This is a genomic window from Pseudotamlana agarivorans (assembly GCF_001642835.1).
In the GTDB taxonomy this organism is placed as follows: Bacteria; Bacteroidota; Bacteroidia; order Flavobacteriales; family Flavobacteriaceae; genus Pseudotamlana; species Pseudotamlana agarivorans.
The window spans coordinates 318,167-331,783 of sequence record NZ_LXEI01000002.1 but is presented as its reverse complement, the minus strand read 5'-3'; the positions used below and the strand labels follow the sequence as shown (position 1 = coordinate 331,783).

Genomic DNA, 13,617 nt, shown 5'->3' with positions numbered 1-13,617 from the left:
ATATATAACGCATTATTGGTTCTGCAAAATAAAATACTAAAGTTTTTTTATAATTCGTAGCGCAATCTAAAGGTTACAAATCGCGGTTGAATGTAATACTCTGTGGCACTTACAGATAAATTACTTGAACTACTTGTATTTTGCGATTTAGTATCTAAAATATTTGTCGCTTTTAACTCATACTCCCACTTACTATCTTTATTATTTCGGAAAGATAGCGAAGCATCCCAGAATTCGAAGGTGTTTAAAGTACCAGACTCGTCACTAAATCGGTTGTGGGCATAATTGGTTTTAAAGGTGAATTTCTTAAGAATAAGGGCATCAAAATCTATTGAAGGAGCATTGGTATAAAATTTTGTACGACTAGCGCCTTGATCGTTATCCTGAATGGTAAAACGATATCCTAGTTCAAAATTTGGAGCTTCCCTAAAATTAGTACGCACTCTAGCGCGGTAGGTTTGGGCATAATTTTCGTTGGTTGAGGCCTGATTATTTACAAACTGATTAAACTTATTATAACTCAGGTTAGCATTTAAAGTTGACCTGAATTTACCAATGGTTTTATCAATGTTTCCGCTTACGCTAGCAGTTTCATCGGCTAAGCCCGAATTAAAAGGCGAGCTTACACGTACCACACCTCCCGGAACGAACTGCGAACTGGTTCTTATTCTATCTACCGTTTTACTATAATTAATACGTGCTCGCACATTGGTATAATTGAACATATTAAAACTGAAATAAGACAAGTTCAAATTATGAGATAAAGCACTTTCTAACTCCGGATTTCCAGAAAATATCGAACTGTAACTGTTTAGTACCAACCCTCGAGCTAACTGATTAACATCGGTAAAATCGGTTTGCATGGCATAGTTGAATGTGATTTGTTCGCTTTTTTTAAGTTGTAAAATCACATTAAAATCTGGCAATAAACGGAAGAAGTTATCAATATACTCTTCATTAAACTGTTCGTTTTTAGAACTGTAAGCATGAGCAGAAAGCCCTGGAGTAAAGGTAAACAACCCAGATTTTAATCGGTAATGTGCCCCTAAATACACATCACTAAATCGATAGCCAATATCATTAGTGGATAAACCATCATTTATAGTAGGCATAGCCTCCACTTGTGTGCCATCGTCTAAGGTTTGAAAAATATTGGAGTCAAAATCCTGCTTGCTATAGATGGTTCCTAAAGTTATGTTCAAATCACTTTTCTGATTTAAAATATGCCAATAATCCAATCTAGCATCCAATTGATTGGATTTCACACGTTTTTCTTGGGATACGTTGTACGCCGATTGTAGATTGTTAAGCCCCAAAGCATCGGCTACATCATCATAATTAGCTTTATCTTCAATAAAGGCGTTGTAAAATGGATCTTCATCCTGAATTAAACTTTGCGCTTCAACAGCAAAAATATTTTTGTCGTTTAAGGTATAATAGTAGTTGAAATTCTGATTGATACTATAAGGATCGGCACTTTCTAATTCGTTCACATCACCGTTCACAGAAGAGTAAAACAGCTGTTCTTGCGATTCTTTGGATACACGTCCTAAAATATCATAATCCAACTGATTATTGGTATTTGGCTTATAGGTAGCACTTAGTTTTAGCATCCCCAAATCGCTTCTTTGTACTGTATTGCTTTCAGTATATTCGTCTGGAATACCTAATTCAGGATCGGTATATTGAGTTGTCCGATGCTCTTCCATTAAGGTTTTATTATTTGAAAAAATAGCAAAACCACTTAAGTCTAAGGTCTCTTTTGGTGAATAACTGAAATTAGCCGCACCAAACTTGGTGTTTATTTCCTTCGCCCTATTATTTTGAGCGGTTAGAAAACCTAAACTATTGCTTCCTAAATTGATATTGGTACCACTGTTCCGACTTGGACTCCTAAACCCGCCAGTGAAATTAAAGTAATCTCGACGTGTAAAAGCTACTTCACCAATATTGTTTATGTCGCCAATAACATTAATGCTGTACTCCGGACTGTAATAAAACAATTTAGGCTGAGCGAGATATAAACCAGCATCGTCGGCTACTCCACTACCACCAGTAACATTTCCAAACCAAAAATTCTTCTTGCCTTCTTTTAATTTGATATTGATGGCAATATTATCTTGATTGTTGGTCACCCCACTTAATTGTCCGATTTCAGCATAATTTTTTAAAACCTCCACTTTATCAATCGCATTGGCCGGAATGTTTTTAGTCGCTATTTTAGAATCGCCATCAAAAAAATCTTTACCTTCTACCATCACTTTTCCAACCGTCTTCCCTTCTACTTCTATCTCGCCGTCATCATTTACCTCAACCCCAGGGAGTTTATTTAAAACGTCTTCCAATTTACGTTCGGTTCCCGAAGTAAAAGAATCGGCGTTATAAACTATGGTGTCTCCCTTTACAGTCACGGGCATTTCATAAACCAACTCTACAGCATCTAAAGCATTGTCATACTCCAGTTTGAAATTTTTAACCACATCATCAGTGGTTGTGATTAATTCTGTTAGATGGGTTTTCATACCTATATAACTTACTTGAATATTATAGGCTGTATTTTTTTCAACAGATAAGCGGTAACGGCCTTCGGGTGTTGTAATCCCATAAGACTCTAATTTTTGTGTTTGTTTGTTAATAGCAATAACATTGGCTAGCTCTAAAGGCGTACCAACACTATCTTTTACCACGCCTTCCAATTTTATTTGTCCGTTTACAGCAAATGCCATTAAAAAGAGGGTTAAAAAGATGAGTTTTTTCATGAATAATGTTTTAGTTGAAGTTTTAATTATCGACGTCCGCCACGGCCACGACCTCTATACATGTCGCGCATTTCTTCCATTTTCTCTTTTGAAATTTTATCAAATTCGGCTTGAGTCACTTCTTTACCCTTGGTTGGCGCTTTAATATCTTCTTTATCGGAAGGGTTAATCACAATTTTAGAACATAGCATGGTTGTATTATCTGCACTAATTTCTAAAATTAAACCTGGTAGCCCCCAGTATACATCAGGTCCAAGATTTACTGGAATCTGCGGCGTATACCAAGCGACCACTTTAATATCATTTTGCTGCTCCGCTTCAGGATGATCTTCTTTTTTTGATGACTCTTCTGCTTTATCGCGTGGTGGTCGTCTAAAATCTCTGAAATCAAAACCAGTTTTTGGTTTTACGGCTTCAGCTCTAAAACAAGTGTATTGCCCTATAATTTTAGATTCTCCTGTTAATTTCCAATCCAAACTCTGTAGACTATCCTTAATTAGAAATTGCTTTCCGAAAAGGTCTTTTTTCTGAATAAATGCCTTCGACTTGACATTTTTATATTGATCGCCACCAGACGTATTCATCATACCAAATCGCATCCCTCTACCTCCAGTTGGAGCATCTAGACTTTCTTCCTCTTCATATAAAGCTTCAGATTGGTTAAAGGTTAGAATGAATGTTTTTTCTAAAGCGCTTTTCATACGCTCTGCAATCTGTTTTTTACGTTCCTCGGTCATGTCTCTACCACCGAAACTGCTCATATCTATGGAGGTTTTAGTTTCATAATAGGCTTTCCCTTGAAAATCTTTTTGAGCAAATAAGGTACTTGAAACGGTTAAAAAAAGTAAGATGACTTGGATTCTTAAATATTTGAAAATCATATAAAATGTATTTATGCGTGCTATAATTATCTTATTGAATTAATTTTTAGTAAGAGATTCTTCAGTCGTGCCTCCTTCAGAATGACAGAATCGTACTTTTCTCAAAACACTGATTGTCATGCAGAACATAGTGATGCATCTCTATTCTATTAAGCTAAAAATTCTTCAGAAGTACGTCCTTATGAATGACATCTCCTATCCACTAAAACCCATTGGACTAAATAAACACCCCAAGGTTTAATGCCTATATGTTAAAAATTGAAAATAAATGAATATGCTAAAAATCAACTAGGTGATTTTATACACTAAAACCAATTGGAATTTTGTAATTTTCCAAAGTCTATGAAATACACCTGCTTTATATTATTTTTTTTTACAGCCCTTCTATTTGGTCAAACTACTATAGAAACCGAGTTTATTAAAAAAATTGAACTTAAAGCCGATGCGTTTATTTCGATTGATAATTTCGGAACGACCTACTACATCACTAACAATGTGTTTCATAAAAAAGACAAAGATCAAACCACCAACTTTAGCGCTTTACAATTGGGTAGTTTATATGAAGCTGAAGTTTTTAATCCTTTAAAAATCAATCTATTTTACAAAGATTTTAATACGGTAATTATTCTAGATAATCGATTAGCTGAAATTTTTAAAATTGATTTCAATCAAATCACACCATATAAAAACGTTTCCAAAATTTCTACGGGATATGATAATATGGTATGGATTTTCAATCAGGATCAGCAAAAACTTGAACTTTTCGACTACAAATCGAAGACCACTAGAGCGCAAACCGTTCCTGTACAAAGTGCGGTTTTAGATTTAAAAAGCAACTATAATTACTGCTGGTTACTCACCGAAAAATTCCTTTACGTTTACAATTATTTTGGTAGTTTGATTAAAAAAACTGAAAATAAGGGCTTTACTGCGATGGTAGAAAGCAATGAAAATATCATCCTTAAAAAAGACAACACTTTATTTTATTTGAAAAAAAACAGTGACACCATAAATGCTATCGATACCGGAAATTTATTAATAAATGATTTTTTTGTAACCAATGAAACCTTGTATATTTACAGCAACGAAAGCGTACATCAATTCAAATTAAAAATAAATTAAGACCATGCACATTGCTATTGCAGGAAACATTGGAGCAGGAAAAACGACACTTACCCAATTACTCGCTAAACATTATAAGTGGGAACCGCAATTAGAAGATGTGGTGGACAACCCTTATCTCGATGATTTTTACAATCAGATGGAGCGTTGGAGTTTTAATCTACAAGTTTACTTTTTAAATAGTCGTTTCCGACAGGTTTTACAAATTCGTCAGAGTGGAAAAGATATCATTCAGGATCGTACCATTTACGAAGATGCCCATATTTTTGCGCCTAACTTACATGCTATGGGTTTAATGACCAATCGTGATTTTGAAAACTACCGATCGCTTTTTGAACTGATGGAATCCTTAGTTCAAGGTCCAGATGTTTTAATTTATCTGCGAAGTTCAATTCCCAATTTAGTGGCACAAATACAGAAACGTGGTCGCGATTACGAAAACACGATTAGCATCGATTACTTAAGTCGCCTGAACGAACGCTACGAAGCATGGATTCATGGTTATAATAAAGGAAAGTTACTTATTATAGATGTAGATAAACTGGATTTTGTAGATAACCCTGAAGATTTAGGTTACGTTATCAATACCATTGACGCCGAAATAAACGGCTTATTTTAAATACCCTACCAAATACATAAAACAAGATCACCATGAAAATTCAATTCAAATTGTTTTTTCATGGTGATTTTGTTGATTTATCATGTTGAGCTTGTCGAAACTGACTTTGACCATCAGTTCACTAAACTTATTTCGACAATCTCAATATGACAACATGTATAGTTGTTATAAAATTTATTCCAATTTTATAGCGTCAACTTTAGCTTTAACTTCAGCTTCTGTGCCTTGAAAGGTATCATAACTGGTAACCACCTCTTCATTTGTTGTAGTAATCGTTGTCACTACAGCCTTTACAGTACCATCGCCGTTATCTGTCATTTCTACTTTTACCTCTTTAGACATAGAATTAGGAGCCACCTGTTCTGTTATATTGTCTTCGGAAGTGTATGCATTTAAAGCTTCAGATGAAACGGCAATACTTGGCGCAATCACCAAAGCAACAACCGACATTAATTTTAATAAAATATTCAATGAAGGTCCCGACGTATCTTTAAAAGGATCACCAACAGTATCACCAACCACAGACGCTTTATGAGCCTCTGAACCTTTTCTACCTTCTTCCTCAATAGTTTTTTTCGCATTATCCCAAGCACCACCTGCATTCGATTGAAAAATAGCCATCAACACCCCGCAGGTTGTAACACCAGCTAATAAACCACCTAACATTTCAGCGCCACCAATAAATCCGATAGCAACTGGTACAGCAATGGCTAATAAACCTGGAAGAATCATTTCTCTAATAGAGGCTTTGGTTGAAATATCAACACATTTATCATACTCAGCATACCCGTGAGCAGCATCAAATATCGCACGATCTTCAACAGTAGCTTTAGACATATCAGAATCATATTTACGCATCACATTTAAGGCTGCTTTTAATTGAGGAATATCTCTAAACTGACGACGTACTTCTTCAATCATAGCCATAGCTGCACGACCAACGGCGTTCATAGACAGCGCTGAAAAAACAAAAGGTAACATCCCACCTACTAACAAACCGGCCATAATATCTGGTTTAGACACATCAATCGCAACCACATTAGCCGTTTTCATAAAAGCAGCAAATAAAGCAAGTGCTGTTAGCGCTGCTGAAGCAATAGCAAAACCTTTCCCGATTGCAGCAGTTGTATTTCCAACGGCATCAAGTTTATCGGTACGCTCACGAACCTCATTCGGCAATTCAGCCATTTCGGCAATACCACCTGCATTATCAGAAATTGGGCCATAAGCATCTACAGCCAATTGAATTCCAGTGTTTGCTAACATACCAACCGCAGCAATGGCGATTCCGTAAAGTCCTGCAAAATGATGAGAGACTAGTATAGCCGCTGCAATAAGAATGATTGGAATGGCTGTTGACATCATACCAATACCTAAACCGGCTATAATATTGGTAGCTGCGCCAGTTTCCGATTGTTTTACTATGGATAAAACAGGCTTCTTTCCTGTTCCTGTGTAATATTCTGTGACTTTACCAACGGCTAAACCTGCTACCAAACCAGCGATTGTAGCCCAAAACACCCCCATAGCACCAAAGCTTAAACCTTCCACAGACTCTGGAATTAAGGCGTTAATTATAAAATATGACGCAATAACCATAAGTCCTGCCGAACCAAACTCACCTATATTTAAGGCAGATTGCGGATTTCCACCATCTTTAACACGCACGAAAAAAGTCCCTATAATAGACATAACAATACCAACTGCCGCTAATACCAAAGGCAGGTAAACAGCACCTAAGCCATTAAATTCTGGGGTTATAATAAAAGCTCCTAAAACCATGGTTCCTATGATGGACCCCACGTAAGACTCGAATAAATCGGCTCCCATTCCAGCAACATCACCTACATTATCCCCTACATTATCGGCAATAGTAGCCGGATTTAAAGGGTGATCTTCCGGAATACCAGCTTCTACTTTTCCTACTAAATCGGCCCCCACATCGGCAGCTTTGGTGTAAATACCACCACCAACACGTGCAAAAAGCGCAATAGAAGATGCACCAAGTGAAAACCCTGAAAGCACATTAAGCACTTCGCTAATACCCCAGCCCATTTCGCTATAAATCATAAATAAGCCACTAAGACCAAGAACCCCTAGTCCAACAACACCTAAGCCCATAACGGCGCCCCCAGCAAAAGCCACTTCTAAAGCTTTTCCTAATGAAGTTCTAGCTGCATTGGTGGTACGTACGTTAGCCTTGGTAGCGACTTTCATACCTATAAAACCAGCCAATCCAGAACAAATAGCTCCTACAATAAACGAAACAGCCACCATACCATTGGATCCTATTTCAGCATTGCCTTTAAAATAAAGTAGGATAGCTACAGCAATAACAAAAACCGACAATATTTTATATTCCGCTTTAAGAAAAGACATGGCGCCATCGGCAATATTCTTGGCAATGCTTCTCATTTCATCATTGCCTTGATCCTGTTTAGTGACCCAAGCACTTTTAATAAATACAAACGCTAAGGCCAATACACCAAAAAGCGGTAAAAATTTTACAATTAGTTCCATAATAGTTAGTCATTTAATAATTAGTTATTTTTTTATCCTGCTAAAAATAGAAAAATATAAGTGATAAAAAAAGCAAGGATTAACTAAAGATTTCTCAATAAAACCTCTGTTTAAATATCTTTTTTATAAACCAATGACATTTATCAGCTTCACAAACTTCAAAGTGGAATAAATAAATCCAGAGTTCAATTAATATATATTCTGAACATAACTCCGATTAAAAATGAGGAGGTTTAAAAGTTAGAATTTGCCTCATTCGGTGTTCGACATAGAGTTACATCACAATACATTTATATGACTGTGTGAATATGAAATAAATTCAGATTGACGAATAAAAAATTTAATTAAAAATAGGTTGGATTTTGACAAAAAAAAACCACCTTCAAAAATTTGAGGTGGTCTTTAAAATATAGTATTAAGAAATCGTTCTAAATAGTGAACGTTCTTTTTTTCTTGTGTTCACTGTCATCGTAGCGTTTAACACACTCGTGATAAATTTTTACTGCAGCTTCGGCATTACCCCATCCACCAGTATCTACTTTTTTCTTTTCTAAATCTTTATACACTTTAAAAAAGTGCTCGATTTCTTTTAATCTATGCGGATTTAAATCAGAAATATCAGTTTTATTACTCCAAATAGGATCTGAAACTGGTACACAAATTACTTTTTCATCTGGTCCTTTTTCGTCGGTCATGTAAAACACTCCAATAGGTCTTACTTCCATAACCACCATAGGATAGGTTGGCTCATGTCCTAAAACCAATACATCTAAAGGATCCTGATCCAACGCTAATGTTTCTGGAATAAACCCATAATCACCAGGATACATCATTGATGAAAATAATAAGCGGTCGAAACGAATTTTATGTAGTGTAAAATCGTATTCATACTTATTTCTACTACCTTTTGGAATTTCAATTAGCACATCGAAAGTTACTGATGCTTTTTTTTTGTCACTCATTGTTATTTGTTTAGTTATATATTTAAGTAGTTTTCTTTTTATTTAAGTTAACAAATGTACTGAAACCGACTGCTTTTAACAACAAAAAACAGGTTGATTTACCCACCTTTACAAAAGCATAATAGCCACTTGTAACTTAGAAAATTTTCAATTTATAGCATAAAAAAGACCTAGAACGCATTTTTGCGTATTTTTTAACGTTTTTAATGCATTCGTTTTAATATTTAGAGCAATAGTTTGAGTTTCATTTTCTGCTGATTCTTTTAAAAAAGACCTAAAAATTTAAGTTATGAAACTCTCAAACAATTAAATTATCTTTGTCCCTCTTAAATAAAATCATGCGCATAGATATTATTACGGTGTTACCGGAGTTACTTAAAAGTCCGTTTGAAGCCTCCATTCTAAAACGAGCTATAGAAGCGAATTTAGTGGAAGTTCATTTTCATAACTTACGAGATTATACCAGCGACAATTACAAATCCATTGACGACACCCAATTTGGTGGTGGCGCCGGCATGGTGATGATGATTGAACCTATAGACAAATGTATTTCGGCTTTAAAGGCAGAACGCGACTATGACGAAGTGATTTACATGACTCCCGATGGAGAAACCTTAAAACAAGGCATCGCCAATCATTTATCTTTAAAAGAGAACATTATTATTTTATGCGGACATTACAAAGGTGTAGACCAACGTGTACGTGATCAATTTATAACCCGTGAAATTTCGATTGGTGATTATGTCCTATCGGGAGGTGAATTAGGAGCTGCGGTACTTTGTGATGCTATTATAAGGTTAATACCAGGGGTTTTAGGTAATGAGACTTCTGCCCTAACCGATTCTTTTCAGGATAACTTACTAGCGCCACCTATTTACACAAAGCCACGTGAATACAAAGGATGGAAAGTTCCTGAATTACTATTTAGTGGCAACTTGCCTGAGATTGAAAAATGGCGTGAAGAACAAGCCTATTTGAGAACCAAGGAACGACGCCCAGATTTGTTGGAAGATTAGGGAGGCTATTCAAAAAAATTTAACCCGTTTAAACATAAGGTTTACTTGTGTTAAGGATAGAAGCGTCATCCTTTTTTGTGTTTGGTGCTATTTTAAGCTACTATAGTGTTGAAATGACTCCTAAAATTTGACTAAAAACTCAGGTTTTCAACAAAAAAGATATAGCGTATAGCCTGACCTGCAAGGGAACACCAAAATAAATAGAATAAAAAATTGCAAATAATTAATTAATGATTATTTTTGCAGCCAATTTCGGGTTAACCTCTGGCGAGAATCGTGAATGTTGTTCTGAATTAAACATAATAAAATTTAAAGATATGGAATCTTTAGTAAAATTTGTACAAGACGAATTTGTAGCAAAAAAAGAATTACCTGAATTTTCAGCTGGTGATACAATTACTGTATACTACGAAATTAGAGAGGGTGAAAAAGTGAGAACTCAGTTTTTTAGAGGTGTAGTAATCCAAAGAAGAGGAACTGGTGCTTCTGAAACTTTCACAATTAGAAAAATGTCTGGAACTGTTGGTGTAGAGCGTATCTTCCCAGTGAACTTACCAGCATTACAAAAAATTGAAGTTAACAAACGTGGTAAAGTACGTAGAGCAAGAATCTTCTACTTTAGAGGTCTTACTGGTAAAAAAGCCAGAATTACTGAGCGTAGACGCTAAGCACAATACAACTACAACCGTAGTTTTTAAAAGCCTTGATTTTTATCAAGGCTTTTTTTATGAACAAATGTTAACAACTGCTGTTTATAAACCGTTGATAATTAAAATGTTAAAACTCTTGGCCATAGCGGTTATTTTTCGTAATTTAGTAACAGAATAAACGTTCTTATATATTTAAAGGTTGCTTTTTTAGATCGCTATTTCATATTCGTTATGAAGTAATTAAAAAGATCAAGTTGCGTTTCAAGAGTTGCAGATTTATAATGTAATGTTTAATATTGAAACAAGACGCTTTAGTCAGGATAATCAAAATGAATATACTGCTAGAAAGTATTACTAGATAAATCATCGTTTAAACGAGTAAGGATTTATTAGTATAAAAAAGCAATTAACAGAAGCATTTAGTTAATAAGTCAATACATTTTGAAAATTAAATGAATGTTTCATTGAAATAACAATACTTAAGCTGAAAGTTTAATTGAAAATTTTAAAATTTTTAGTGAAATGCTAAAAATAGGTTTAGTAAGGTTATTTCGAGAAAGCCATGTCACAGTAGATTTAGTTCTGCAGGGATATGGCTTTTGTTTTTTAACAAAATCTTCACAATTATTTTATCATATCCATACTTTATCAGTACAATTTTTTCATAATTACAAAAATTTTATGCAAAAAAACCATTCGTATAATGATTGATTTCAATTACGTATCTAATTTTGTATATTCGCCTGGCTAAAAATGTTACAATTATTAACTACAACGTTTTAGCCCTAAATAATTCATTAAATAAATCCGACACTAATGTCTAAAATAATTTACACAAAAACGGACGAAGCTCCGGCGTTAGCAACGCGCTCATTTTTACCTATTGTTAAAGCGTTTGTTAAATCTTCTGGTATTGACATTGAAACCAAAGATATATCATTAGCAGCCCGAATTCTAGCTGTTTTCCCAGACTTTTTAACAGATGATCAAAAAGTATCTGACGACTTAGCTATACTTGGCGAGTTGGCAAAAAAGCCTGAAGCTAATATTGTAAAATTACCAAACATTAGTGCTTCTGTACCACAATTAAAAGGTGCTATTAAAGAATTACAAGGCTTAGGTTTTAACATTCCTAACTACCCAGATGAGGCTGCAACCGATGCTGAAAAAGACATCAAAGCCCGCTACGATAAAGTTAAAGGTAGTGCCGTAAACCCTGTTTTACGTGAAGGAAACAGTGACAGACGTGCGCCTAAAGCTGTTAAAAATTACGCTCAAAAGAATCCGCATTCAATGGGTGCTTGGACTAGCGATTCAAAATCTCACGTAGCTACTATGAGCGAAGGTGATTTTGCACATAATGAAAAATCTACAACCATTGATATAGCTACTTCTGTAAGTATTCAACATACCTCATCTACTGGAGAGACTACTGTTTTAAAAGAAAACTTAGCGCTTTTAGATGGTGAAATTATCGATGCAACGGTAATGAACAAAAAAGCCTTATTAAGCTTTTTAGAAGCTCAAGTTGCCGATGCCAAAGAAACTGGCGTATTGTTTTCATTACACATGAAAGCTACGATGATGAAAGTGAGTGATCCTATTATTTTTGGACACGCTGTTAAAACTTTTTTCAAAGATGTTTTCGCTAAACACGCTGAAACCTTTGAAAAACTAGGTGTAAATGTTCACTCTGGGTTTGGTAATGTAATAGAGTCTATTCAAAAATTACCAAATGAAGAGCGTCAAGCTATAGAAGCTGATATTCAAGCGGCTTATACAAACGGTCCTGCCATCGCCATGGTAAATTCTGATAAAGGTATTACTAACCTACACGTTCCTAGTGATGTGATTATTGATGCATCTATGCCTGCAATGATTCGTACGTCTGGACAAATGTGGAATGCTGCTGGTGAATTACAAGATACTAAAGCTGTAATTCCAGATAGTAGTTATGCTGGAATTTATTCGGCTACCATCGATTTTTGTAAAAAACATGGTGCTTTTGATCCTACAACTATGGGAACAGTTCCTAATGTTGGACTTATGGCTCAAAAAGCTGAAGAATACGGATCACACGATAAAACATTTGAAATTGCATCTAACGGAACTGTAAAAGTAATTGATGCTTCTGGAAATACTTTATTAGAGCACAGTGTTGAAGAAGGTGATATCTGGAGAATGTGTCAGACTAAAGATGCTCCAATCCAAGACTGGGTTAAGTTAGCCGTAACACGTGCTAGAGCTTCTGAAACTCCTGCTGTTTTCTGGTTAGATGAAAATAGAGCTCATGATGCTGAAATCATTAAAAAAGTAAATGCCTATTTAAAAGATCACGATACTGATGGTTTAGACTTAAGAATCTTATCACCTGTCGATGCGACTTTATTTACTTGTGAGCGTCTTATAAAAGGAGAAGATACTATTTCGGTTTCTGGAAATGTATTACGTGATTACTTAACCGATTTATTTCCAATTTTAGAAGTTGGTACTAGTGCAAAAATGTTATCTATCGTACCTTTAATGAACGGTGGTGGTTTATTTGAAACTGGTGCTGGTGGATCGGCTCCAAAACACGTACAACAACTTGTTGAAGAAAACCACTTACGTTGGGATTCTTTAGGTGAATTTTTAGCCTTAGCGGTTTCTTTAGAACACTTTAGTAACGTAAACAACAACCCGAAAGCTAATATTTTAGGAGCTACTTTAGATGATGCTACAAGCACACTTCTTGAAAATAGAAAAGGACCATCTCGTAAAGCTGGAGAATTAGATAACAGAGGAAGTCATTTTTACTTGGCTTTATACTGGGCTCAAGAATTAGCTAAGCAAAATGATGATGCCGATTTAAAAGCAGAGTTCACTCCTATTGCTGAGCAATTAGAAGCTAACGAAGCTAAAATTGTTGCTGAATTAAACGATATTCAAGGGCAACCAACTGATATTGGTGGTTATTACGAACCAAACGAAGCGTTGGTTAGCAAAGTAATGCGTCCTAGCAGCACGTTTAATGCGATTATAGATTAATCTCGATTAACATATATATTTTAAAAGCTCCTGTTTTCAGGAGCTTTTTTTATACCTAGAT

General features: G+C 35.2%; 9 protein-coding genes. 5 read left to right on the top strand and 4 right to left on the bottom strand.

Annotated elements, in window-relative coordinates; translation table 11 throughout:
- Positions 1-47: 47 nt before the first annotated feature.
- Both A6I66_RS04785 and A6I66_RS04780 read right to left on the bottom strand, forming a co-directional pair.
- On the bottom strand, positions 48-2,759 hold the full coding sequence (locus A6I66_RS04785; RefSeq protein WP_067146151.1) for a TonB-dependent receptor: 2,712 nt from the start codon (positions 2,757-2,759) through the stop codon (positions 48-50).
- A 26-nt stretch (positions 2,760-2,785) separates the two neighbouring features.
- Complete coding sequence (locus A6I66_RS04780) at positions 2,786-3,640, bottom strand: GLPGLI family protein (RefSeq protein WP_067146149.1); 855 nt, start codon at positions 3,638-3,640, stop codon at positions 2,786-2,788.
- 342 nt (positions 3,641-3,982) lie between these two features.
- On the opposite strand from A6I66_RS04780, the gene A6I66_RS04775 reads away from it, so the two are divergent.
- Entirely contained in the window at positions 3,983-4,762 is a 780-nt protein-coding gene (locus tag A6I66_RS04775; RefSeq protein ID WP_067146147.1) for a hypothetical protein, read from the top strand.
- A 4-nt stretch (positions 4,763-4,766) separates the two neighbouring features.
- On the top strand, positions 4,767-5,381 hold the full coding sequence (locus A6I66_RS04770; protein WP_067146144.1) for a deoxynucleoside kinase: 615 nt from the start codon (positions 4,767-4,769) through the stop codon (positions 5,379-5,381).
- 174 nt (positions 5,382-5,555) lie between these two features.
- Here the strand turns inward: A6I66_RS04770 and A6I66_RS04765 are convergent, their stop codons facing one another.
- Together A6I66_RS04765 and A6I66_RS04760 are read right to left on the bottom strand one after the other, a co-directional pair.
- Entirely contained in the window at positions 5,556-7,901 is a 2,346-nt protein-coding gene (locus A6I66_RS04765; protein WP_067146142.1) for a sodium-translocating pyrophosphatase, read from the bottom strand.
- A 428-nt stretch (positions 7,902-8,329) separates the two neighbouring features.
- The gene (locus A6I66_RS04760) at positions 8,330-8,863 is read right to left on the bottom strand and encodes an inorganic diphosphatase (RefSeq protein WP_067146140.1); all 534 of its coding nucleotides are present in this window, start codon (positions 8,861-8,863) and stop codon (positions 8,330-8,332) included.
- 338 nt (positions 8,864-9,201) lie between these two features.
- Between A6I66_RS04760 and trmD the strand changes: the two genes are divergently transcribed.
- The 3 genes from trmD (at position 9,202) to A6I66_RS04745 (ending at position 13,556) form a co-directional block, all read left to right on the top strand.
- A complete protein-coding gene (gene trmD / locus A6I66_RS04755) occupies positions 9,202-9,879 on the top strand; it encodes a tRNA (guanosine(37)-N1)-methyltransferase TrmD (protein ID WP_067146138.1) in 678 nt (225 codons plus the stop codon).
- 317 nt (positions 9,880-10,196) lie between these two features.
- Positions 10,197-10,547, top strand: a complete 351-nt coding sequence (gene rplS, locus A6I66_RS04750; protein ID WP_067146553.1) for a 50S ribosomal protein L19 — start codon at positions 10,197-10,199, stop codon at positions 10,545-10,547.
- Positions 10,548-11,345: 798 nt separating this feature from the next.
- Positions 11,346-13,556, top strand: coding sequence for an NADP-dependent isocitrate dehydrogenase (locus tag A6I66_RS04745; protein ID WP_067146136.1), 2,211 nt, complete (start codon positions 11,346-11,348; stop codon positions 13,554-13,556).
- The last annotated feature ends 61 nt before the right edge of the window (positions 13,557-13,617 follow it).

What these genes read in the sequence shown, in the direction of transcription:
- A6I66_RS04785 (WP_067146151.1), bottom strand. Translation starts at nt 2,759, where the DNA reads ATGAAAAAACTCATCTTTTTAACCCTCTTTTTAATGGCATTTGCTGTA.
- A6I66_RS04780 (WP_067146149.1), bottom strand. Translation starts at nt 3,640, where the DNA reads ATGATTTTCAAATATTTAAGAATCCAAGTCATCTTACTTTTTTTAACC.
- A6I66_RS04775 (WP_067146147.1), top strand. Translation starts at nt 3,983, where the DNA reads ATGAAATACACCTGCTTTATATTATTTTTTTTTACAGCCCTTCTATTT.
- A6I66_RS04770 (WP_067146144.1), top strand. Translation starts at nt 4,767, where the DNA reads ATGCACATTGCTATTGCAGGAAACATTGGAGCAGGAAAAACGACACTT.
- A6I66_RS04765 (WP_067146142.1), bottom strand. Translation starts at nt 7,901, where the DNA reads ATGGAACTAATTGTAAAATTTTTACCGCTTTTTGGTGTATTGGCCTTA.
- A6I66_RS04760 (WP_067146140.1), bottom strand. Translation starts at nt 8,863, where the DNA reads ATGAGTGACAAAAAAAAAGCATCAGTAACTTTCGATGTGCTAATTGAA.
- trmD (WP_067146138.1), top strand. Translation starts at nt 9,202, where the DNA reads ATGCGCATAGATATTATTACGGTGTTACCGGAGTTACTTAAAAGTCCG.
- rplS (WP_067146553.1), top strand. Translation starts at nt 10,197, where the DNA reads ATGGAATCTTTAGTAAAATTTGTACAAGACGAATTTGTAGCAAAAAAA.
- A6I66_RS04745 (WP_067146136.1), top strand. Translation starts at nt 11,346, where the DNA reads ATGTCTAAAATAATTTACACAAAAACGGACGAAGCTCCGGCGTTAGCA.